Here is a 21656-nt window from a genome sequence, read left to right as displayed (position 1 = left end):
GTTCTATGAACAATTTTAAACCGTGGGTGTGAAAGCATCTGCGGTTTTTTTTGTTTTTAAGAGCAGGGTTCAGGTTTCAGATCGGTCGCAAGCTCCCTTGCAGGGTTCAGAGGTGGTCGTTGTAATTACAGCTATCACCTCTGAACCCTGCAAGCGCTGCGATCTGAACTCTGCTCTTCCTGAAACCTGAAACCTAATTCATTGCCACGCCAATAATACTCGCTCTTATAGTCTCTATTTAGCGCAGCGTATAGCCTCTAGTTTCAAAGCATAAAAAAACCGAGGCACTTACGAATAAGTTAACCTCGGCTCTCAATTTGAACGCTTGTCTATTTAGACAATAGGCTCAGGGGATGATTACATCATGCCGCCCATACCACCCATTCCGCCCATGCCACCCATATCTGACATTGCAGAACCTGAGTCTTGTGGCTTATCAGTAACCATCGCTTCAGTTGTGATCATAAGACCCGCAACTGATGCAGCGAACTGAAGTGCAGAACGCGTTACTTTCGTTGGGTCAAGAATACCCATTTCGATCATGTCGCCGTAAACGCCAGTTGCTGCGTTGTAACCGTAGTTACCTTCACCAGCGCGAACGTTGTTAGCAACGACTGAATCTTCTTCACCCGCATTCTTAGTGATTTGACGAATAGGCGCTTCCATTGCACGAAGTGCTACACGGATACCTACGTTTTGCTCTTCGTTGTCACCTTCAAGGCCTGCAACTTTAGATGCAGCGCGGATAAGTGCAACACCACCACCAGCAACAACACCCTCTTCAACCGCAGCGCGAGTGGCGTGAAGTGCATCTTCAACACGGTCTTTCTTCTCTTTCATCTCAACTTCAGTCGCAGCACCAACTTTGATTACTGCAACACCGCCAGCCAGTTTAGCTACACGCTCTTGAAGTTTTTCTTTATCGTAGTCAGATGTTGCGTCTTCGATTTGTTGACGAATTTGAGAAACACGGCCAGAGATGATTGTCTCTTCACCAGAACCATCGATGATAGTCGTTGTTTCTTTTGTGATAGTTACACGCTTAGCTTGACCAAGATCTTCAAGAACGACTTTTTCAAGCTCTAGACCAATCTCTTCTGAAATTACAGAACCCGCAGTTAGAACCGCGATGTCTTGTAGCATAGCTTTACGACGGTCACCAAAACCAGGCGCCTTAACCGCAGCAACTTTAACGATACCACGCATGTTGTTCACAACTAGAGTAGCAAGCGCTTCACCTTCTACATCTTCAGCGATGATAAGAAGAGGACGAGATGCTTTTGCTACGGCTTCTAGCGTTGGAAGTAATTCACGGATGTTTGATACTTTTTTATCAACCAGCAAGATGAATGGGCTTTCTAGATCAACAGAACCCGCTTCTTGGTTGTTTACGAAATATGGAGATAGGTAACCACGGTCAAACTGCATACCTTCAACAACGTCTAATTCGTCTTGCAGCGCTTGGCCTTCTTCAACTGTGATAACACCATCACGGCCTACTTTATCCATCGCTTCTGCAATTAAGTTACCCACTGTTGAATCAGAGTTAGCAGAGATAGTACCTACTTGTGCGATAGCTTTAGTATCTGCACATGGAACAGAAAGCGCTTTTAGTTCTTCAACTGCTGCAATGACTGCTTTGTCGATACCACGCTTAAGATCCATTGGGTTCATGCCAGCAGCAACCGCTTTTAAGCCTTCAGTAATGATAGCTTGAGCAAGAACTGTTGCAGTTGTTGTACCGTCGCCCGCCGCATCGTTTGCTTGAGATGCCACTTCTTTAACCATTTGTGCGCCCATGTTTTGGAACTTGTCTTCAAGCTCGATTTCACGTGCAACAGAAACACCATCTTTAGTGATAGTTGGTGCGCCAAATGATTTATCTAAAACAACGTTACGGCCTTTAGGACCTAATGTTACTTTTACCGCGTCAGCCAGAACGTTTACACCTTCTAGCATTTTGATTCGTGCGTCGTTACCAAATTTAACGTCTTTAGCAGCCATCTTTAATTTCCTTTTTAAATTCTTTTCTTAATATCGTTTATTATTCAACAATCGCTAGGATGTTAAATTCAGACATGATCAGCACTTCTTTGCCTTCGATCTTCTCTGCTTTGATATTACCTTCTGCAAAGATCACTGAATCGCCAACTTTTACGTCTAATGGTTGTACAGAACCATTCTCTAGGATGCGGCCTTTGCCAACAGCTAGAACAGTACCGCGAGTTGATTTTTCAGCCGCTGAGCCAGTTAGCACGATGCCACCTGCAGATTTTGATTCAACTTCTTGGCGTTCAACGATCACACGGTCATGTAAAGGACGGATATTCATTGGTCGTCTCTCCTGATAATTTTCCATTTAAGAATAAAGTGCCATGATTTGGCTTTGGTTTATTAATGGGGTTTTTAGGGGGGGATTGCAAGGGTTTATGGCTAAATATTTAAAGAACTAGAGCAGGATTCAGGTCTCAGGTTTCAGGAAGGTCAAAAGCGAGTGCCCCTGAAGCCTGCGAGCGAAGCGCCCTTTAACCTTAAGCAACTTGTTGCGCCTCTGCTCTTACTGCTACACTATCCATCCCACCACCACTCGAGAAAACCATGCTAGATAAACACGGGTTACTCACTCAACCTATTAGCGATGTGCTTCGTAAACTCACGACGCCTATGGTCTTTGGCATGGTTGCCATTCTGCTATTCAACTTGGTGGATACTTTTTTCATATCACTGCTTGGTACAGACGCCCTTGCCGCGGTGAGTTTTACCTTCCCGGTTACCTTTGCGGTCAACTGCATTACCATGGGCATTGGGGTTGGTTTATCTGCCTCTATTGGGCGATTACTCGGACAAGGCAACAGCAGACACGCCGCTCAATTAACGACACATGGATTAATCTTAGCCGTCATTCTGATCCTCATTGCTTGTAGCATTGGTTTTTTTACCATAGATCCCCTATTTCGATTATTAGGTGCAGAAGACAAACTGCTGCCATTGATTCACCAATACATGTCAATTTGGTATCTCACTATTCCGCTGCTGGTTATTCCAATGTCGAGTAACAGTGCCATTCGCGCAACGGGCGATACCACCACTCCGGCAAAAATTATGATGCTGGCAGGATTAATCAATGGCGTACTCGATCCATTACTTATCTTTGGTTATGGGCCTTTTCCTGAACTTGGTATTCAAGGTGCAGCGATTGCCAGTGGCATCAGTTGGTTTGGTGCTTTATGTGCCTCTTTTTACGTTCTAACTCGTAAAGTAAAACTGCTCGCGCCAGCAAAACCATCAGAAATGAAGCAAGATTGGCATCAGATATTAAAAATCGGTTCACCGGCAGCACTATCAAACGCATTAAACCCTATCTCTGGAGCCATTTTAATGATGATGCTTGCCAGCCAAGGTACGGTTGCGGTCGCCTCTTATGGAGCAGCACAACGAGTCGAGTCATTAATGTTGTTGGTGATAATGGCACTTACGTCTTCATTAAGTCCTTTTGTGGCGCAAAACCTTGGAGCCAAACAGCCAGAGCGAGTCAAAGAAGCGATTTTCTTAGCGATGAAGTTCTCTGTATTATTCCAACTATTTCTCTATATTTTGATTGTTCCGCTGAGCATTCCGCTATCCCATCTATTTAGCCAAGATGATGCCGTACAACATAGCTTATGGATGTATCTGATTTGTGTGCCATTCAGCTATGGATTCCAAGGCATTGTAATGGTGCTTGTGAGCAGCCTAAATGCAATGCAAAAGCCGTTACATTCTTTCAGTTGGAGTTTCATGAGGTTGTTTGTGTTTACTCTGCCAACAGCGTGGATTGGTAGTCACTTTTATGGAGTGGAAGGGTTGTTTGTAGGGATTGCGATTGGGAATGTGATGGGTGGGGTAAGTGCGTGGATGTTTGTGAGGCATAGTAAGTTGTTGGAGACTATAAGATCTTAGGGTTCAGATTGGTCGCAAGCTCCCTTGCAGGATTCAGGAAGATCAAAAGCGTTTATCCCTGAAACCGAGTTCATCATTTACAACCCCTCCTAATCTCCCCTTATATCAACATTACCAATCTGAACTCTACTCTGCTTTGGCTCTTCCTGAAACCTGAATCCTGCTCTTCCTCGCTCTACTATGGCCCATTTTCAAACTTTGTAGTAAAATTACACAAAGTTATTTATTCGAATTTATTAAGTTATTGACGAGGAACACCTTTATGTCAGCTAAAAAGCCTATGGCTCTAGTTATTCTTGATGGTTACGGTCACCGTGAAACTCAAGCAGATAACGCAATCACAAACGCAAAAACACCAGTTCTTGATGGCCTAATGGCAACTCAGCCAAACACGCTAATTTCAGCTTCAGGTATGGACGTTGGTCTACCTGATGGTCAAATGGGTAACTCTGAAGTAGGTCACACTAACATCGGCGCTGGTCGTGTTGTATATCAAGACCTTACTCGCATCACTAAAGCAATCTCTGATGGTGAGTTCCAACAAAACGAAACGCTAGTTAACGCTATCGACAAAGCAGTGAAAGCTGACAAAGCGGTACACATCATGGGTCTTATGTCTCCAGGTGGCGTTCACTCTCATGAAGATCACATCTACGCAGCAGTAGAAATGGCAGCAGCACGTGGCGCAGAAAAAATCTACCTACACTGTTTCCTAGACGGCCGTGATACACCACCACGTTCAGCTGAAAACTCTCTGAAAAACTTCCAAGAGCTATTCGCTAAACTAGGCAAAGGCCGTGTTGCTTCTCTAATTGGTCGTTACTACGCAATGGACCGTGACAACAACTGGGATCGCGTACAAAAATCTTACGACTTAATGACAGAAGCAAAAGCAGAATTCACATTCGCAACCGCTGTTGAAGGTCTTGAAGCGGCTTACGCTCGTGAAGAGAACGATGAGTTTGTACAAGCAACTGAAATCAAAGCAGACGGCGAAGAATCAGCAGCTATCGTTGATGGTGATGCGGTTATCTTCATGAACTACCGTGCTGACCGTGCTCGTGAAATCACACGTGCATTCGTTCCTGACTTCGATGGTTTTGCTCGTAACGTATTCCCAGCAATCGATTTTGTTATGCTGACTCAATACGCAGCAAACATCCCTCTTCTTTGTGCATTCGCTCCTGCGTCTCTAGCAAATACTTACGGTGAGTGGCTATCTAAAGAAGGTAAAACTCAACTACGTATTTCTGAAACTGAAAAATACGCACACGTGACTTTCTTCTTCAACGGTGGTATCGAAGACGAATTTGAAGGCGAAGAGCGTCAACTAGTAGCTTCTCCAAAAGTAGCGACTTACGATCTACAACCTGAAATGAGCGCACCTGAGCTAACTGAGAAATTAGTTGCTGCTATCAAGTCTGGTAAATACGACGCTATCGTTTGTAACTTCCCTAACTGTGACATGGTTGGCCACACTGGCGTATACGATGCAGCAGTTAAAGCGGTTGAATCTCTAGATGAGTGTATTGGTAAAGTGGTTGACGCTATCAAAGAAGTGGATGGCCAAATGCTTATCACTGCTGACCACGGTAACGCGGAAATGATGATCGACCCTGAAACAGGTGGCGTTCACACAGCTCACACTAACCTTCCTGTTCCTCTTATCTACGTTGGTAGCAAAGCGGTTGAGTTTAAAGAAGGCGGCAAACTGTCTGATCTAGCTCCTACTATGCTAGCTCTGACTGATACAGCAATTCCTGCTGAGATGTCTGGTGAGATTCTTTTTAAATAAGAAAAGAGCAGAGCGCTTCGCTTTAGACGGACTTCGTCCTTGAGACGCTACGCTTAAGAAAATCAAAATAAAATGCCCACAGGTTTATCGCCTGTGGGCATTTTTTTATCTTAGGTTTCAGGTTTCAGGTTTCAGGTTTCAGGAAAAGCGTAAAGCCAAGATCACAACAAAGAGCTGAATTCAGAAGAGTGTGCTGAGCTAACAGCACCAAAGAAAGTTCTCCCCCTTAAACGCTATAGTAATGAGATCGATAGCGTTAATACAAGGGGGAGTTAGAGGGGGGTGGTTACACCATATTTAATGATACAGATAAACTAAACTTCATCACTAACAACCCCTCCTAGCCTCCCCTTATATCAACATTTCCAATCTCAACCGTTCATCTATCAAGGGGAGGAACAATATTGTGATCGCTGAATCCACAACGATCACCTCTGAATCCTTTAAGGGAGCTTGCGACCGATCTGAACCCTGCCTTTACTTAATACCCCTTCGGATTATTCGACTGCCAGCGCCATGTATCCTCAGTCATATCATCAAGAGACAACTTCGCCTCCCACTTCAACTCTTCACGCGCCTTAGCAGGGTCAGCCCAACACTCGGCAATATCACCAGGACGACGATCTACAACTTGATATGGCACTTTCGCACCAGAGGCTTTCTCAAACGCAGCAACCATCTGAAGAACACTATTACCATTACCCGTACCTAGGTTATAGATATGCAGACCCGCTTGTTGGCCTTTGTATTTTAGTGCAGCTAAGTGGCCATCAGCCAAATCCACCACATGGATATAATCACGAACGCCCGTACCATCAACCGTTGGATAATCATCACCAAATACAGATAAAAACTCACGACGGCCAACAGCCACTTGAGAGATAAACGGCATCAAGTTATTTGGAATTCCTTGAGGATCTTCACCCATAGTTCCTGATTTATGAGAGCCAACCGGGTTAAAGTAACGTAGTAACGTTACACTCATTTCAGGATGTGCTTTTTGGATATCCGTTAGACACTCTTCAACCATTAACTTACTGCGACCATAAGGGTTAGTTGCTGAGGTTGGGAAATCTTCACTAATCGGTGTTGATGCAGGATCACCATAAACCGTTGCAGATGAACTAAACACAATACTGCTCACACCCGCTTTACGCATCGCTTCAACTAAAACTAATGTACCCGATACATTGTTATCGTAATACATAATTGGCTTTTCAACCGACTCACCTACCGCTTTCAAACCAGCAAAGTGGATCACGCTATCAATTTGGTTTTCAGCAAAGATGGTTTCTAAAATTTGAGGATCACGAATATCACCTTGGTAAAACTTAGGCTTTACACCCACCAAAGCTTCAATGCGATCAAGCACCACTTCTTTACTGTTGTATAAGTTATCTAGAATGATTGGCGTTAATCCCGCTTCAATCATTTGTACACATGTGTGGCTACCGATGTAACCCATTCCGCCAGTGACTAATATGTTCATTGTTTTTCTCTGTTTTAAATTTATTGAATAAGAGTCTATACGCTGCGCTAACTAAAGACTAGGTTTCAGGACGCTTCGCTTGCAGGCTTCAGGGGTACTCGCTTTTGATCTTCCTGAAACCTGAGACCTGAATCCTACGCTTTTGCTTTAGTATTTATTCTCAACCACTTCAATAAACTCAGCAATAGACGCTTTCGGCAACGCATTAATTCCCGCCGCCGCTTCACGCCCACCACCGGTTGCAAACGAACTACAGATCTCACCCGCACCTTGCTTATTATTTAACGGCGCGCGCAGTGACACCATACACGTGCCATCGCTATTTTGCGTTAATACCACATGAGCAGAATCAGGAGATTGATTTGCTAAAAGATTACCATAAACACCGCTAATACGACGTGCCCACGCCTCATTTGGTAACTCAAATAAACTCAGTTTCTCACTTTTGTACTGCGCTTCAATCGCCAACGCATTATCCATATCCGATTGATACGCCGCTTGCAGCTGGTAAAAAGGCGACGCTTTATCCGCAATCACATCAAAAGGAGAAGTGTATTTTAATAAGGCTTGGTATAACTCAGCAGGATCAAAATGCAGATCATCCACCTTTGCCCCATAGCCATTATAGTTGATTAACGTACCCAACTCTTTTAGCTGTGACTTTTGCTCAAAAGATAAACCGGCAACACTTGCCAGCTCATCCGCCTTAGCAATTAAGTTATCGCCATAAGCCGCAGTAATTGCCCACTCATGGAACTGGCCATTTAATAGCTTATCAACGATTAACGCAGTACAGGTATTAGCATCTAAATCGATATGAGCAGATAGATTCTCGTGCTCTGGAACATCACCCGCACGATGGTGATCGGCATAAAAGACCTCAGCGCCAGAACTTAGAGCAAGCTCTAGACCTACCCTATTCTTTTCCATTGAGATGTCTAAAACTGTAAGGTTATCACCCGCTTTGGCATCCACTTTAGACACTAAGTTGATATCACGTTTAACACCAGTGATTAAGGTGGATTCTTGAGGGTTAGTCAGACGAAGTTGAAGAAGTGCGATGATGCCATCAGCATCACCGTTAAAGATGTCGTAGTTCATGAAAATCCTTTTTAAGAACGGGAAGAGCAGCCCTATGGTCCTACGGTCCTGATTGGGAGTCAAGGTTAGGTTGAGGACGCTACGCGCAGAGGTTTCAGGTGCACTCGTTTTTGAACTTCCTGAAACCTGAGACCTAAACTCTGCTCTTTCCCTTAACTATTATAGTAATGAGAACAGTATAGTTTATACTGAGAAATTAAAACCAATCGTCATCGAAACCAAATAATTCTGAAGGGTCCATTCTCAAAAATTGAGCCTCAAAGCGAGAAGAATTAACTCGATCTTTTAAATGCAGCTGTAATTGTTTAACCGTTTTTATCTCTTGGCACTTTTCAAATAACGCTTTCGTTTCTCTCAGTAACATATCTCTGTACTGTCTTAACTCTTTTTCACGAACCGCCTTGTTACCACCACCAAATTTTCGCCAAATAACATTCTTTAAATCATCTCCATATTGAAGTTCTTGATGCTCGATATTTAATTGCATAATTTTTTCTTTGAGTGTCGCTTGCAAACGCTCAATCATATCTTTATCCATCACCATCTCATGATTAGGAAGATACTGCTGAGCCATCAATAGCAAGGCGATCACATCTTTCTCTTTCTTGGTTTGTGATAACTGCTGCATTAAAATACTTTTTTCTGACTTCTTGATTTCATCCATTTCTCTATCAGGATGCAGCTGCTTTGCCAATTGGCGATAGAGCTTCGTTATCTGTTTATCGCTGAAAAACGCTTTACTGGTCTCATTATGTGACGAGTCAACATTTGCTTGACCATTCCCTTCAGAGAAAAAGTCATCTGCTCCCCAATCAATCTCGTCCTCTCCTTCTGAGTGCTCGCCTTCCATTTTTTCTGCTATTAATTCTTGTAGATAATCATGAAACTTCTGGGGTTCCTTAACCATCTCCAATAACTCTTCATCACTGAGATCAATATCATAACCGAGCATCATAGACATCTCCTCACGGAAATGACCTAGCTCCTCATCTGTAATCGAATCTGTTTCGGATTGGTTTGCTGAATCAGCCATAAGCGCTTCAGTAAAAGTATCACGTAACTCTGTCGTGTTAACCGTATTGAATGGGTTCGCCTCTAAAATGGCCAACTCTTCTTGTATCCAATCGTACAGCGCTTCACGTTGCGCCCCTTTAATTGTTTTACGCGGGATAAAAGAAAACAAATGATGGATCCACTTCTCAGTTGCAAAGCAAACTTCTTGCTCTTGCTCTTCTGTGGACGTTTTGAAGTAGTGATAAAAATCATCTAATTTAGCTTGATAGCGTTGATTACGTTGTCGCTTTTTCTCAACATCGTCCCATAGTTGATTAAGCTTACTCTTTTTGGTTTTAGTAGATTGCGTGGTCGTTAAAGAAGAAAGAGTTACAGTAGTCATGGCTGCGATACGGTTGAGAATGATGACAACACTCTACCTTTAATCGACGTATAAAAAAATTAAATATTTAAAATTTGAATAAAGACCACTAATCTGGAAGGGAGGCTGGGAACGATCTAAATTATTTCTTTAAAATTAGCTTAAAAATAAAGCTAAAAAAGCAACGGCAATCGCTATCACCGCTAAAATCTTATTTGAATTTGATTCAATTCTTTTTTCTAAATTCTTTTCAACTTGATAAATATCCGCTCTTGTTGCTATCTGTGTATCAAGAATGGCCCAATGAGAATCAAATAATCCTGTTTTATTTACTGTTTCATTCATAAGTACACCTTAAAGCCTTGGTCAATAAATAGACTATAACAAGAAACTATACGCTGCGCTAACTAGAAATGAGACCGCTTCGCTGCTATAAAATCAAAAGCAAGCTCTGAATTCAGCTCTTACATCTCTACTGTTTCAGGTTTTAGGAAGATCAAAACGCCCTCCTTGAAAACTAGTTCAGCGCTAAATAATCCAGTCCAGACATAGCAAATTTTTCTAAATCATCAAACTTTCGCGCACTAATAATAAATTCAACCGTTGATTGATCAATATTGAGGTAATCATGCACTAGAGCATTACGCATACCAATAATCGGCTTCCAATCCGTTGCTATCACTTCTTGGATATTATGATCTTGCAAGCGCTGAAAAGCACTGTAAGCATCAGCAGGGGAAACACCAATAACGGCTTTACTCCAATGCTTAGCTATACCAATGCATGCTTCTATTAAAATTTGAATAGTTCGCTCCGCTGCACGATATTCATAACGATTAAAAGGACGTTCAGCAAGGATCTCGTGTAACCCTTCAAGCTCAGAAATAACAAGTGCCACATGCTCTTTCATCGATTGTGTATAAGTATTATCCATAAACTTTATAATGATATTGGTAATCAAGTTCCCATTTAGACAAGATTCGCTGTGTTACAAACAACTCTTTAGACTGATTTCGTGATAGCAACTGACGACCAGTGGTTAAAACAGCCATCGCTAACGGAATAGGGGCAATCTCAATATCTAATACTGAAATTTTTCCTTCAGGCAACCCAAGAGACTGAACCCAATCAAGAGCTAAGCATTCAGGCCGAGTTCGCCTCTGTAGTGGATCTTGCTCAAATTGTCGAAACAATACAGCCAAATCATAATCACTTTCTTTACTCGCATTCCCTTTTGCACGTGAGCCATAAAGCCACATAGCTTCAATATCCTCATCCATTTTGGCCAAACTAACGATAGAATCAATCATACTCAATCCATTATTGCTGTTTATTTGAATACTATAGCATGAATAAGGATTCAGGACGCTACGCGCAGAGGTTTCAGGGTACTCGCTTTTAATCTTTCTGAAACCTGAGCCCTGAATCCCGCTTTCCTCTACTATCTTAATCTTTGGATCTCTTCAATACTTAAACCGTAAGCAGGTGGCGATATAATCATGAATAATAAAATTGACATCAATTCCAAACAAAAACCACATTTTAAGTACTCTCAGACACTAAATTATTTTCCATTCGATTAGTGGTATACTTAACTCAGTCAGTAGAGTGGATCACTTTTCATGAGTAAGAAAAACACAACAACGCCCCATGATGGGTTGTTTAAAGCCTTTTTAACAACGCCTGATACCGCTAAAGATATGTTGGAAATACACTTACCAACACATCTGAAAACGTTATGTGACTTATCAACATTGAAACTGGAATCAGGTTCTTTTTTAGAAGACGACTTACGTCCGTATTATTCAGACGTGCTCTACTCAATGAAAACAGAATGTGGTGACGGCTATATTTATGCTCTTATTGAGCACCAAAGTAGCCCTGACGAGCACATGGCCTTTCGTATGTTCAGATATGCTATTGCAGCCATGCAAAAACATCTTGATGCTGGAAACAAAAAATTGCCTTTAGTCGTTCCACTGCTATTCTATCATGGTAAAACATCACCATATCCATACAGCATGAATTGGTTAGATTGTTTTACTAAACCAGAAATGGCGAAAGCGCTCTATAACAATGATTTTCCATTAGTAGATGTTACTGTAATGGATGACAGTGCGATAATGCAGCACAAGCGCATTGCACTATTAGAGCTCGTCCAGAAACACATTTACCAAAAAGACATCAATGATATTCTTGAATCGTTAGCCATCTTATTATTAAATGACTACCATACAGACAGCCAAGTCCGAACCCTGATTGAATACTTAGTAACGGTAGGGGAAACTCAGAACGTGAATGCGTTATTGGAAGAGTTGGCGCATCAAGTACCAAAACATGAGGGCACACTAATGACTATAGCAGAGCAACTAATTCAGCAAGGAAAACAAGAAGGACTTTTACAAGGCGAACAAAAAGGACTTCAACAAGGCCGCCAAGAAGGCCGTCAAGATACATTAAAAGAAATGGCTCGTAACCTACTTTTATCAGGTGTAGATAAAGCCGCAATCATGAAAGCAACAGGATTTAGCTCTCGTGAATTAGAACTTATTTCTCATTAATACATTCCGTCATAATGTAATAAGAGAACTAATAAGCTCGAATTCTGCACCTAGATCATAAGCTTTCTTTACTTCAACGCTCAGAAAAGCACTCTTTTCAATTTAGATAAACTCATTATTTAGCCTCTTTCATTCGACTGCGAGCTAACTAGAAAAGAGACCACTTCGCTTCTATAAAATCAAAAGCAAGAGCTCTTCCACGCCTCAATTATTGAATTGACGATATTGCTGAGATATATGTGAATCAATCGTCGAAATTGACGCGTTTGATATACCGAGATTTAATGCCTCTTGTTTGAAACTCCGAGTCTCATGATAAATCTCTTCAATCATATTTATCAGAGGTGTGACATTCGCGTACCCAGCATGCCCTGCCATTAATTCTAACGCTTTAGCTGTTGGTAACCGACCATTACCATTAAACGAAGTCATGTGTTCTTTATAAGGGGAAGGACTATAAACAATGTCGTAAAATGGCGACAATCTCCAATTATCGTTATCATCAGCGAGAAAAGCAAAGTTCTTGCTGTGATCATCCTGATTAATTGTGATGTAATTAAACACTGCTCTTTTTACGATTAAAGGTGTATTAAGCATTTCTTAATACCTCCTCAATACTCGTCGGTTCTTGATTAGATGGCTTTGTTAAATTGTGTATATCGTTAAGACTACCAACGCTTTCAAGCAACATGAGAAACTGTCTTAAAGATATATTTCCAGTATTTTCAAATTTTCGAATTGTGCTATAAGGCACGCCAGAGCATTCAGCTAATGCTTCAACACTGAGTTTTTGTTGTTTACGACGTTGTTTAATAAAATCTTTTAACTCAAGTTGAACATCAAAAGCGGTATAAAGAGATAGCATATCAAACCCAACTGTTACTATAGTGACAATATTATAGTGTTTTCTTACTAAATTGCCATCACTGTGGCAATTTAAGGTGGATATTAGAAACTATAAAGAGACAGACGCAACAAGTTGCTTAAGGGCGCTACGCTTAAGGCGGACTTCGTCCTTGAGACGCTACGATTGAGGAAAGCAAAAGCAGAGTTCAGAAGTGATCGCTTTTGCTCTTTGCTCCTCCCCCTTACTAAGGGGGAGGCTGGGAGGGGGTCAAGAACGAACAGCGCGTAAATCAAGTTAACTATGCACTCGATTCTACCTTTATCGAAATTACCCCTCCCTAACCCTCCCCTTACTAAGGGGAGGGAACAGTATATTACTCGCTGTAATCACAACGATCTCACTAAAATCTATTGAAGAATAAAATTCGGATACTATACGCTGCGCTAACGAGAAACGAGACCGCTTCGCTCCTATAAAATCAAAAGCAAACGCTGTACCCGCTTTTGCTCTTATCGTTTCTAGTCTCGCAGCGTAGCCGTGATAAACCTTACATAAAGCTTCGCTTAAACTTCTCATGGTTTTCGACATTCGACCTCAAATCTTCTTTATCCCAAATTTGAAGCTCCCACGGAAAATAAAAGTTACTTCTATTTTTAAAATAGATGTGAAGCCCTTTATAACCTTCCTTATCGCGCAAATACCAGTTTTTCAACCCAAGCTCATCTTGCCAGTTATCCAGCTCTTCCATCACCTCTGCGATCTCGGGCTTGGTTAATATAATCCTTGCCCCAAAAATATCATTGAGCCAATTGTTCACCGGGTACTGATTATCACGCTCACTATAACGTGCAATTTTATCATCGATACTTTCTCTTGTTTTTACTCGATAAAAGTATTTCAACTCAATATGGGAAGTCATAAGATAATCATTGATGCTTTCATGAAGCACTAAGCGGTATTTATAGATATGAGAGGCAGGAACATTCGAGATTGTCCTAGATAGCTTCACTTGCTCAAACATCCCCTGATTAAAGCAAGACTCTGAAAACTCTTTGTGAATTCTATTTATCTCTTCAATGAGTTTTTTAACTTGCTCTTTCATCCCACCTCCACGACTTTCACTGACTGATGAATAATCTAACATGACTAAATATGGATGAAAGTATAGCAAGTTTGGGGATGGAAGCAAAAGCAAGTGCCGCAGCCGCTTTTAGCTCCTCCCCTTTATCGATATAACGACTTGATTGACAATATCAATATAAGGGGAGGCTGGGAGGGGTTGGTTATAAAAACGAAAAAACTAGGTTTCAGGACGCTACGCGCAGAGGTTTAAGGTGTAATCGCTTTTGAACTTCCTGAAACCTGAGACCTAAACCCTGCTCTCCCTCTTAATCACTACCAAACAAATCGCGGGTATACATCTTACCCTCAACATCTGTCACCTCTGTGCTCGGTAAGGATACCTGAAACCTCGCTTTGCTTTTCTGTTTCACTCTTTTGAAAACACTAAAAATCTGTTACCTTCTACACATATCTCATCAACTTTAAAGGTTCCAATGAATATCGATGTAACCTTCTTAAATCGTTGTATTACCGCTCTTGAGCAAGCTCATACATTATTGATAAAAGCAGAACCTCAGAGCATTGAATATGAAATATATCGCTCTGCCAGTGTAAAAGAATTTGAAATCATTCTTGAACAGTCAGGTAAGCTATTAAAAAAAGTAATAAATCCCTATTTTCATAGTGTAAATGCAGTTAATAAGCTTTTCTTTAAAGATATCTTTCGTCATGCAGCACAGTTTGAATTGATCACAATTGAGGATACTGAGCGTTGGTTAGAATACAGAGACAATAGAAATAATACAGCCCATGATTATGGTGTTGAATTTGCAAATCAAACCCTCGTGTTAATTCCTCAATTTATTATTGATGCCAAAACACTCGCCAACCTAATTAGCCACAGCAAACATGATTAATATACGAGAAAAAGACAAAGCGACACTGATTTCAATCGCGCAAAAAACACTTTGTAAAAACACGAAAGTATGGGCTTATGCTAGCCGAGTAAAACAGACAAATCATGAAGCGAGTGATTTAGATATAGTCCTAATTACGCCTACTAATATGAATAATGACCTCATCGAATTTAAAGAAGCCCTACAAAACTCAAATATTCCCATTTTTATTCAAGTGTTAGAATGGGCTAACATTCCCCAATCATTTCAAGAAAACATTTTGCATAAATATGAAGAGTTATATGTAGTTATTTAGAGTAGGAACGAGAAAGCTCCTCCCCTTCATCGAACTAATCACTTGGCTGAAAATGTTGATATAAGGGAAGGCTGGGAGGGGTTGGTTATAAATGATTTAAGATTATACGCTGCGCTAACTAGAAACTTATATGGACTCCCTAACAACGTCAAGTGAGTAATTTGATAAAAACATGGTTAGATGCGGACTTATATACGGGCTACTTTTGAAGGAGCTACCTTCGCCCTAAGATGTTTTCGCACCAATAAATCAAAACTAGACGACGGCTTTTTATGCCATAGTTTCTCACTGATTTTTATTGGTTGGTCTTACCTGTTTTTTCGCATTACATTGACGTATTCGGGCTAAGCCTCAAGCAATTGAGGCTTATATTCGGTGTTGCTTATTAGAATGGCGTAAGCCGTTCTTATATTTTTATTAATTAAAGCGACAGCTGCTACTTTTTTTCCTCTTCGCTCAATTAGTGCTTTTAGCCATTGTTCCTTTACTGTTCTTGCTGCTCTTTTCGATAAAAAAGATACCACTGACATTGCTCCATTAAATAAAACACTGCGGAGTCTTTGTCCTGAGCTTTTCTTAGCAATACTACCAATATTTTCTTTTCCTCCAGAGCTGTGCTGAACTGGAGTGACACCAATACAAGCAGAAGCTGCTCGTCCATTGGTAAACGCTTTACCATCACCTAGTGCAATAACTAAACCAATAGCTCCTAAAGGTCCTACCCCTTCAAGTTTCATGAACTTTTGGCACTGATGATTTTTCTGAACTTCGACCTCAAGTTGCTCTGTTATTGAATCTAAATGTTCAACTTGATGGCGGTAATTTTCCCATTGGGAAAATAAAACAGCTCTTAATGAATGAGGTAGCTCATTTTCTGCATCTTCAAAAATATAAGGCATTGCTTCTCGAAGTGCTTTATCGCCTTTTGCTATCGTTATTCCAAACTCTCCAAGCAATGAACGAATTTGATTTGAAATGGCGATACATTGAGATTTCTGTAAATCCCTTATTCGTTCTAAAGATTGTAAGCCTTGCTCATCAATCGTTAGTATCCTGGTTGGCTTTATCGTTATTTGTGTTGCTGCAACGGCTATTGCCAAAGCATCATTTCTATCTGTTTTTTGTGACGTTCTGAATGCTTTTACATGACGAGCATGCATCGCTTTTACTGGCAGACCTAGCTTTAACGCAAAGCGCGACCAATACTGACTGGAAGCGCATGCTTCCATAGCGACCAAGCAATCTTTTTCCCTACTAAGCAGCTCTTTTAATCCTTTTCTAGAGACTGCTTTGTTGTAAGAGATCTTATTTTTTGACGTAACCTTGCATACCTGAAGAACATCTTTTGCCAAATCAATAGCAATGATAGTAGGATTACTCATGTGTGGACTCCTTTGGTTGCTTTCTTTGTCGAATTCAAACCGTACACCCTCAAAGGGAGGGAGTCCATACATCTAGACCGCTTCGCACCTATAAGATCAAAAGCAAGCGCTGTACCCGCTTTTGCTCTTATCGTCTCTAGTCAGCGCAGCGTATAGCTTCTAGTCTCGCAGCGAAGCGTCCTATTCTTGCTCAGCCTTCCACACCAAATCACCAATACCATCAACAGGCGCAAAACCAGTTGGCGCATCTAATAACAGCTGGCGAATCCTTTCATGGTCAAAATCATGACACGCCGTATCTAGCTTATCCAACAACGCATTGTATTCATCAAGGGGCAAAAAGTCTTCTTGTGCCGTCATGATCCGCTCATGTGCGGTTGAATCGACATTGTCACCTATCAATAACTCTTCATATAACTTTTCACCAGGACGTAGGCCTGTGTATTTAATCTCAATATCACCGTATGGGTTCGATTCATCTTTTACTTCCAAACCAGAAAGGTGAATTAAGTTCTTCGCTAAATCCACAATCTTAACCGATTCACCCATATCAAGAACAAAGACATCACCGCCTTTCCCCATCGCGCCCGCTTGAATAACCAATTGCGCCGCTTCAGGAATGGTCATAAAGTAACGAGTTATCTCTTCATGCGTTACCGTAATAGGTTCACGGTTTTCAATTTGACGCTTAAACACCGGCACAACAGAGCCAGACGAGCCTAATACATTACCAAAACGCACCATACAAAAACGCGTACCTACACTTGCGTCTTTTGCACGGATCTTATTTTGCTGATCTGCCAACGCTTGCAAACCTAACTCCGCCATACGCTTGGTCGTGCCCATTACATTCGTTGGACGTACCGCTTTATCCGTTGAGATTAAAACAAACGACTCCACTTTTGCTTCAATGGCAGCACGCGCTGTGTAGTTCGTACCAAAAACGTTGTTACGCACCCCTTCAACGACGTTATATTCAACCAATGGTACGTGTTTATAGGCAGCTGCATGATAAATGGTTTGAACTTTAAAGCTTCCCATTACTTTTGATAAACGGTTAATACGTTGAACCGAACCAAGCAGAGGAATAATTTGAGTATCTAAGCCTTCAGCCTCAACAAGCAAAGATAGCTCTCTATCAATCTGATATAAGCCAAATTCAGATAACTCAAATAAAACTAACGCTTTAGGTTTATTTCGAATAATTTGACGACACAGCTCAGAGCCAATAGAGCCCCCCGCCCCTGTGACCATAACTACTTTATCTTTAATGTTTGCTTCCATTAAGGCTTGCTGTGGTGCAACGGGATCACGCCCTAAGAGATCATCAATAGAGACATCTTTTAACTCATCAATACTTGCGTTACCCGCAACAATATCGGACATATCAGGAACCGTCAGTATCTCTACAGGTAATAAAGAGATAGTATCAATCACCTCTTTACGGCGGCGACGAGACGCACTCGGTATCGCCAATAATATTTGCTTAACACCATGCTTGACTATAACGCTCTCTGCACACGCGGTGGTGTAGACATACAAGCCCATCAGCATGGTATTTTGCAGCGTTTCATCTTCATCAACAAAACCCACCACTTTATGAGTCCTTGATTGACGAAGCGCTAACGCTAGTTGACGACCCGCGCTGCCCGCACCATAAATTAATACCGGGTTGCCTGTTTTATTTGATGATTGTGCAACCAAGCTACGAACAATAAGACGGCTACCGCCAACACTAATCGCTAAAAAAGATCCATAGATAATAGGCACAGAGCGAGGGATATCCGCATCAAACAAAAACGCTAAGCCTGCCATCGCAACCGCAGACAAAGCAGTGCCTAACCCGACTAAAGCCAGTACATGCAAACCTAGGTATCTTAATACTGCTCGATATAAACCTAACTTTGTGAATATAAATAAAGTTAAGATAGCAGTACTAACTAAAACATACTGACCTTCGACTGAAGGTAAGGCCTCAATCTTTCCAATGCGAACCCAGTAAGCACCAAGAAATGAAATACAGATAAAGAAGAAGTCAATCAATAAGCTTATTAGGCGTTTTTTATAGCGAGGAAGTGACCAAATGACGTTTAAATTAGACATAATAAACCGTTTATATTTTTATAAGAAAATTCAGCAAAGTGAATGATACGGATTAGATACAAAAAATCCCAGAAGTTATAGTGAATAGATCACCTTTCTGGGATTTTAAATTTATTTCACGTAAATTATTTTACTGCATCACCAGAGCCGCTGCCAGTTGCTGTCATAATGATGTATTTAAAATAATCTTTAATGGTTAACGTATCAATCATCTGCTTGTCAGTTTTAGCTAACAATTGTGGTGTAGACATATCGATATTTTGAACTTGAGCTAAACCAGTCACACCCGGTAAAACATCATAAACACCTAATGCATCACGCTCTTTAATTAACTCTTCTTGGTTAAATAAGTTAGGGCGAGGACCAACCAAGCTCATTTCACCTTTCACAACATTGATTAATTGCGGCAGTTCGTCAATCTTAGTTTTACGTAGAAAATTACCCAACTTTGTAATCGAAGCATTGCTCGCTAGGTGACTAGCTACTGATTTAGTTTCAACAGACATGGTGCGAAACTTAATCAATTTAAATGGTTTCTTATTACGCCCTACTCGTTCTTGAATGAAGATTGGCGAGCCAGTATCAAACATGCCAATAATAGTTACGATAAGCAGTATTGGCCATAAGAAAAGCAGGCCGAAAAAAGCGGCTAGGAAATCGATAATGCGTATCATTTTTTGTTCTCTTTATTTAACAAGAAAGCTTCAGCAGTTTCTTTGAAGCCTTCTTCTAATGTTTGTGGCGGTTTCCAATCAAGTGTTTCTTTTGTGTGTGTAATATCAACCTGCAGTGAACCTAGTAATCTATCGACTACATCTTGTTTCCCAAAAATACTGCCCGCCAATTTGTAACACCATTTAGGGATAGGAAGCTGCCATTGAGGCTTATTGAGCGATTTAGCCATTTCACGCACCATTTCTGATGTTGATACATCATGGTCATCAGACACTAAAAATACTTGATTAGCAGCTTTAGGGTGATCAATGCATGTAATAACAAGGTCAACTAAATTGTTAACAGAAACTAAACTGCGTTTATTATTAATAATACAACCAAACGGTAGTGGTAGCCCTTTCGATACTAAATTTAATAAAGACGCAAAATTTGCTTTTACACCAGGGCCATAAACTAATGTTGGTCGAATAATGACAACCTCTAAACCAGTCTCTTCAGCAAGCTCTAACAGTTGTTCTTCCGCTTCTGACTTAGACTGTCCATAAAAGTCCTTAGGATTGCGTTCATCTGTGGATTTAAATGGTTTATGCAACTTATTAGACTCCCCATTCACTTTAATCGAGCTAATGAAGATAAAGCGTTTAACACCTTTAGTAACCGCTTGTCTTGCTAAGTTTAATGTACCTTCAGTATTCACTGATCGAAAGTCATTAAGAGGGTCACTGGATTCATCATTCATTATGTGCACGCGAGCAGCGCAGTGAATAATTACATTAACATCAGTAAGGGCTTTACTAAAATCAAATAAATTATTAAATTCCGATTGATGAAAGTTAAAAACACTACTCTTAGGTGATTTTCGTCCTAATAATGAAAGATGACAATTTTCTTGTAGGACTTTGAATAAAGAAGACCCAACAAAACCAGAGTAACCGGTAAGCAATATTTTATGCATTATTTTTACTTCTTAACTGAATGATAGATTTCGCCATTTCTTTCATTATATGTGTTCGAGTATAATTATTTATAAACTCACTTCTATCTGTATATTCAAGATTAAGTTTATCAAGTGCAGATAGTGCCCCTTTAGCATCTCCTGGATGAAATACCTCGGCATTAGATACTTCATCAGTGATAAATTTGGCTGCATAGCCGCTTACGCCAGCGAGTATAGGTTTACCAGTGGCTGCATACTCGAATATTTTAGAGGGTAATACCTTTTTAAATGCAGGATAATCATTCAAATGTAAAAACAAAACATCTGCACTCATGTATTTATCTGATAACTCTTTTCTCTGCACAGGAGGAAGCAAATTAACATTTTCAACATCCGATAAGTCTCTTTCCAAAATAGGTTTTCGGCCACCATCGCCTATTACAGTAATCTTGAACTTCCTATCTAAGCCATTAGCTAAACCAGGTAGTATTGTGTGTAACCCCTGACCTTCACCAATATTTCCCGCATAAAGAATTATATTTTCCTCAGAGTTATTTTCAGCTCTTGCGTCTAATCCAAGAAACTCATCATCAATACCATTGGTAAACCAACTGTATTTGGCTTGCTTAAATCGTTGAACAAAGTAACTTTCAAAACCCCTTGAAACTAAATTTATATGCTTTGCAGCATTAAATGTATAGCTTTCAATCAGCGATAAAATAGGTTTAGCAAACAAACTAACTTTGGGATTTAGTACATCTTTAATCGTATCAACGAAGATATCTCGAATATCTAAATACAACGGTATTCTTTTCTTTTTTGCTAAACGAGCACCTAAGAATGCAGTGAATAGTCTAGAGCTAGTAGCAAAAACCAAATCATATTTTTTATTTTTAGTTAACTTTATCGCTTCAATATAAAATCGAGTAAATGACTTTATTTGGTCTAACATTCCACTATTATGAGAAGGTAATTCAATTCGATTTATGGTTACATTTTCAACCTGATCAAAACAATTAGCGGTAGCAGAAAAAGAAGCATAACGGTTAGGCATTGTCGTTACTATTTCAATTTCAACATTATCATGCTGTTTTAATTGTTCAATTAAAGACGTTGTTCGGAATGAACCAGCACATAGATCTGGCTGATAATAAAAAGATAAAACTAAAATACGCAAA

General features: G+C 40.5%; 21 protein-coding genes. 5 read left to right on the top strand and 16 right to left on the bottom strand.

Going from position 1 to position 21656, the window contains the following annotated elements:
- Nucleotides 1-357: 357 nt before the first annotated feature.
- Together groL and PVK63_RS09495 are read right to left on the bottom strand one after the other, a co-directional pair.
- Nucleotides 358-2004 (bottom strand): chaperonin GroEL, encoded by a 1647-nt coding sequence (groL, locus tag PVK63_RS09500; RefSeq protein ID WP_130088158.1) that lies wholly within the window; start codon nucleotides 2002-2004, stop codon nucleotides 358-360.
- A 40-nt stretch (nucleotides 2005-2044) separates the two neighbouring features.
- On the bottom strand, nucleotides 2045-2332 hold the full coding sequence (locus tag PVK63_RS09495) for a co-chaperone GroES (RefSeq protein ID WP_060993308.1): 288 nt from the start codon (nucleotides 2330-2332) through the stop codon (nucleotides 2045-2047).
- 266 nt (nucleotides 2333-2598) lie between these two features.
- Between PVK63_RS09495 and PVK63_RS09490 the strand changes: the two genes are divergently transcribed.
- Nucleotides 2599-3939 carry an MATE family efflux transporter gene (locus PVK63_RS09490; protein ID WP_274440201.1) on the top strand — a complete coding sequence of 447 codons (1341 nt, stop codon included), beginning with the start codon at nucleotides 2599-2601 and terminating at the stop codon, nucleotides 3937-3939.
- Between the two features lie 262 nt (nucleotides 3940-4201).
- Nucleotides 4202-5734 carry a 2,3-bisphosphoglycerate-independent phosphoglycerate mutase gene (gene gpmM / locus PVK63_RS09485; protein ID WP_274440202.1) on the top strand — a complete coding sequence of 511 codons (1533 nt, stop codon included), beginning with the start codon at nucleotides 4202-4204 and terminating at the stop codon, nucleotides 5732-5734.
- 481 nt (nucleotides 5735-6215) lie between these two features.
- On the opposite strand, the gene galE is transcribed toward gpmM, so the two are convergent.
- The 6 genes from galE to mntA form a co-directional block, all read right to left on the bottom strand.
- The gene (galE, locus tag PVK63_RS09480) at nucleotides 6216-7223 is read right to left on the bottom strand and encodes a UDP-glucose 4-epimerase GalE (RefSeq protein WP_274440203.1); all 1008 of its coding nucleotides are present in this window, start codon (nucleotides 7221-7223) and stop codon (nucleotides 6216-6218) included.
- Nucleotides 7224-7370: 147 nt separating this feature from the next.
- Nucleotides 7371-8324 carry a DHH family phosphoesterase gene (locus PVK63_RS09475; RefSeq protein WP_274440204.1) on the bottom strand — a complete coding sequence of 318 codons (954 nt, stop codon included), beginning with the start codon at nucleotides 8322-8324 and terminating at the stop codon, nucleotides 7371-7373.
- A gap of 196 nt (nucleotides 8325-8520) precedes the next feature.
- Nucleotides 8521-9720 (bottom strand): J domain-containing protein, encoded by a 1200-nt coding sequence (locus PVK63_RS09470; RefSeq protein ID WP_274440205.1) that lies wholly within the window; start codon nucleotides 9718-9720, stop codon nucleotides 8521-8523.
- Between the two features lie 135 nt (nucleotides 9721-9855).
- A complete protein-coding gene (locus PVK63_RS09465) occupies nucleotides 9856-10044 on the bottom strand; it encodes a hypothetical protein (RefSeq protein ID WP_130046176.1) in 189 nt (62 codons plus the stop codon).
- Between the two features lie 172 nt (nucleotides 10045-10216).
- The gene (hepT, locus tag PVK63_RS09460; RefSeq protein WP_130046177.1) at nucleotides 10217-10633 is read right to left on the bottom strand and encodes a type VII toxin-antitoxin system HepT family RNase toxin; all 417 of its coding nucleotides are present in this window, start codon (nucleotides 10631-10633) and stop codon (nucleotides 10217-10219) included.
- On the bottom strand, nucleotides 10626-11009 hold the full coding sequence (mntA, locus tag PVK63_RS09455; RefSeq protein ID WP_130046178.1) for a type VII toxin-antitoxin system MntA family adenylyltransferase antitoxin: 384 nt from the start codon (nucleotides 11007-11009) through the stop codon (nucleotides 10626-10628). Before mntA ends, hepT begins: the two co-directional genes overlap by 8 nt.
- Nucleotides 11010-11321: 312 nt before the next feature.
- On the opposite strand from mntA, the gene PVK63_RS09450 reads away from it, so the two are divergent.
- Entirely contained in the window at nucleotides 11322-12260 is a 939-nt protein-coding gene (locus PVK63_RS09450) for an Rpn family recombination-promoting nuclease/putative transposase (protein WP_274440206.1), read from the top strand.
- 204 nt (nucleotides 12261-12464) lie between these two features.
- Here the strand turns inward: PVK63_RS09450 and PVK63_RS09445 are convergent, their stop codons facing one another.
- The 3 genes from PVK63_RS09445 to PVK63_RS09435 all read right to left on the bottom strand — a co-directional run bounded on the left by PVK63_RS09445 (nucleotide 12465) and on the right by PVK63_RS09435 (nucleotide 14209).
- The gene (locus tag PVK63_RS09445) at nucleotides 12465-12857 is read right to left on the bottom strand and encodes a HipA domain-containing protein (RefSeq protein WP_274440207.1); all 393 of its coding nucleotides are present in this window, start codon (nucleotides 12855-12857) and stop codon (nucleotides 12465-12467) included.
- The gene (locus PVK63_RS09440; protein WP_274440208.1) at nucleotides 12850-13125 is read right to left on the bottom strand and encodes a helix-turn-helix domain-containing protein; all 276 of its coding nucleotides are present in this window, start codon (nucleotides 13123-13125) and stop codon (nucleotides 12850-12852) included. The genes PVK63_RS09445 and PVK63_RS09440 overlap by 8 nt, the downstream gene beginning before the upstream one ends.
- Nucleotides 13126-13654: 529 nt before the next feature.
- Nucleotides 13655-14209, bottom strand: coding sequence for a GTP pyrophosphokinase (locus tag PVK63_RS09435; RefSeq protein ID WP_130046182.1), 555 nt, complete (start codon nucleotides 14207-14209; stop codon nucleotides 13655-13657).
- 454 nt (nucleotides 14210-14663) lie between these two features.
- On the opposite strand from PVK63_RS09435, the gene PVK63_RS09430 reads away from it, so the two are divergent.
- Together PVK63_RS09430 and PVK63_RS09425 are read left to right on the top strand one after the other, a co-directional pair.
- On the top strand, nucleotides 14664-15086 hold the full coding sequence (locus PVK63_RS09430) for a nucleotidyltransferase substrate binding protein (protein WP_274440209.1): 423 nt from the start codon (nucleotides 14664-14666) through the stop codon (nucleotides 15084-15086).
- Nucleotides 15079-15381, top strand: coding sequence for a hypothetical protein (locus PVK63_RS09425; RefSeq protein WP_274440210.1), 303 nt, complete (start codon nucleotides 15079-15081; stop codon nucleotides 15379-15381). The genes PVK63_RS09430 and PVK63_RS09425 overlap by 8 nt, the downstream gene beginning before the upstream one ends.
- 344 nt (nucleotides 15382-15725) lie before the next feature.
- On the opposite strand, the gene PVK63_RS09420 is transcribed toward PVK63_RS09425, so the two are convergent.
- From PVK63_RS09420 to PVK63_RS09400, 5 genes are all read right to left on the bottom strand, one after another.
- A complete protein-coding gene (locus PVK63_RS09420) occupies nucleotides 15726-16763 on the bottom strand; it encodes an IS110 family transposase (RefSeq protein WP_274440211.1) in 1038 nt (345 codons plus the stop codon).
- Between the two features lie 180 nt (nucleotides 16764-16943).
- Complete coding sequence (locus tag PVK63_RS09415) at nucleotides 16944-18866, bottom strand: polysaccharide biosynthesis protein (protein ID WP_274440212.1); 1923 nt, start codon at nucleotides 18864-18866, stop codon at nucleotides 16944-16946.
- A gap of 125 nt (nucleotides 18867-18991) precedes the next feature.
- The gene (locus PVK63_RS09410) at nucleotides 18992-19540 is read right to left on the bottom strand and encodes a sugar transferase (protein ID WP_274440213.1); all 549 of its coding nucleotides are present in this window, start codon (nucleotides 19538-19540) and stop codon (nucleotides 18992-18994) included.
- Nucleotides 19537-20496, bottom strand: a complete 960-nt coding sequence (locus PVK63_RS09405) for a UDP-glucose 4-epimerase family protein (protein ID WP_274440214.1) — start codon at nucleotides 20494-20496, stop codon at nucleotides 19537-19539. Before PVK63_RS09405 ends, PVK63_RS09410 begins: the two co-directional genes overlap by 4 nt.
- Entirely contained in the window at nucleotides 20489-21655 is a 1167-nt protein-coding gene (locus tag PVK63_RS09400; RefSeq protein ID WP_274440215.1) for a glycosyltransferase family 4 protein, read from the bottom strand. Before PVK63_RS09400 ends, PVK63_RS09405 begins: the two co-directional genes overlap by 8 nt.
- Nucleotide 21656 lies beyond the last annotated feature (1 nt).

The organism is Aliivibrio sp. S2TY2 (assembly GCF_028765525.1).
In the GTDB taxonomy this organism is placed as follows: domain Bacteria; phylum Pseudomonadota; class Gammaproteobacteria; order Enterobacterales; family Vibrionaceae; genus Aliivibrio; species Aliivibrio finisterrensis_A.
Note: the sequence above shows the minus strand (reverse complement) of the source record. Positions and strands in the feature narration are given on the sequence as shown.

Bases quoted from the DNA above. Each gene is read 5' to 3' on its own strand.
- mntA (WP_130046178.1), bottom strand. From the start codon at position 11,009: ATGATTGATTCTATCGTTAGTTTGGCCAAAATGGATGAGGATATTGAA.
- galE (WP_274440203.1), bottom strand. From the start codon at position 7,223: ATGAACATATTAGTCACTGGCGGAATGGGTTACATCGGTAGCCACACA.
- PVK63_RS09450 (WP_274440206.1), top strand. From the start codon at position 11,322: ATGAGTAAGAAAAACACAACAACGCCCCATGATGGGTTGTTTAAAGCC.
- PVK63_RS09495 (WP_060993308.1), bottom strand. From the start codon at position 2,332: ATGAATATCCGTCCTTTACATGACCGTGTGATCGTTGAACGCCAAGAA.
- gpmM (WP_274440202.1), top strand. From the start codon at position 4,202: ATGTCAGCTAAAAAGCCTATGGCTCTAGTTATTCTTGATGGTTACGGT.
- PVK63_RS09440 (WP_274440208.1), bottom strand. From the start codon at position 13,125: ATGCTATCTCTTTATACCGCTTTTGATGTTCAACTTGAGTTAAAAGAT.
- PVK63_RS09490 (WP_274440201.1), top strand. From the start codon at position 2,599: ATGCTAGATAAACACGGGTTACTCACTCAACCTATTAGCGATGTGCTT.
- PVK63_RS09435 (WP_130046182.1), bottom strand. From the start codon at position 14,209: ATGAAAGAGCAAGTTAAAAAACTCATTGAAGAGATAAATAGAATTCAC.
- PVK63_RS09470 (WP_274440205.1), bottom strand. From the start codon at position 9,720: ATGACTACTGTAACTCTTTCTTCTTTAACGACCACGCAATCTACTAAA.
- PVK63_RS09475 (WP_274440204.1), bottom strand. From the start codon at position 8,324: ATGAACTACGACATCTTTAACGGTGATGCTGATGGCATCATCGCACTT.
- PVK63_RS09445 (WP_274440207.1), bottom strand. From the start codon at position 12,857: ATGCTTAATACACCTTTAATCGTAAAAAGAGCAGTGTTTAATTACATC.
- hepT (WP_130046177.1), bottom strand. From the start codon at position 10,633: ATGGATAATACTTATACACAATCGATGAAAGAGCATGTGGCACTTGTT.
- PVK63_RS09410 (WP_274440213.1), bottom strand. From the start codon at position 19,540: ATGATACGCATTATCGATTTCCTAGCCGCTTTTTTCGGCCTGCTTTTC.
- groL (WP_130088158.1), bottom strand. From the start codon at position 2,004: ATGGCTGCTAAAGACGTTAAATTTGGTAACGACGCACGAATCAAAATG.
- PVK63_RS09430 (WP_274440209.1), top strand. From the start codon at position 14,664: ATGAATATCGATGTAACCTTCTTAAATCGTTGTATTACCGCTCTTGAG.
- PVK63_RS09405 (WP_274440214.1), bottom strand. From the start codon at position 20,496: ATGCATAAAATATTGCTTACCGGTTACTCTGGTTTTGTTGGGTCTTCT.
- PVK63_RS09465 (WP_130046176.1), bottom strand. From the start codon at position 10,044: ATGAATGAAACAGTAAATAAAACAGGATTATTTGATTCTCATTGGGCC.
- PVK63_RS09420 (WP_274440211.1), bottom strand. From the start codon at position 16,763: ATGAGTAATCCTACTATCATTGCTATTGATTTGGCAAAAGATGTTCTT.
- PVK63_RS09425 (WP_274440210.1), top strand. From the start codon at position 15,079: ATGATTAATATACGAGAAAAAGACAAAGCGACACTGATTTCAATCGCG.
- PVK63_RS09415 (WP_274440212.1), bottom strand. From the start codon at position 18,866: ATGTCTAATTTAAACGTCATTTGGTCACTTCCTCGCTATAAAAAACGC.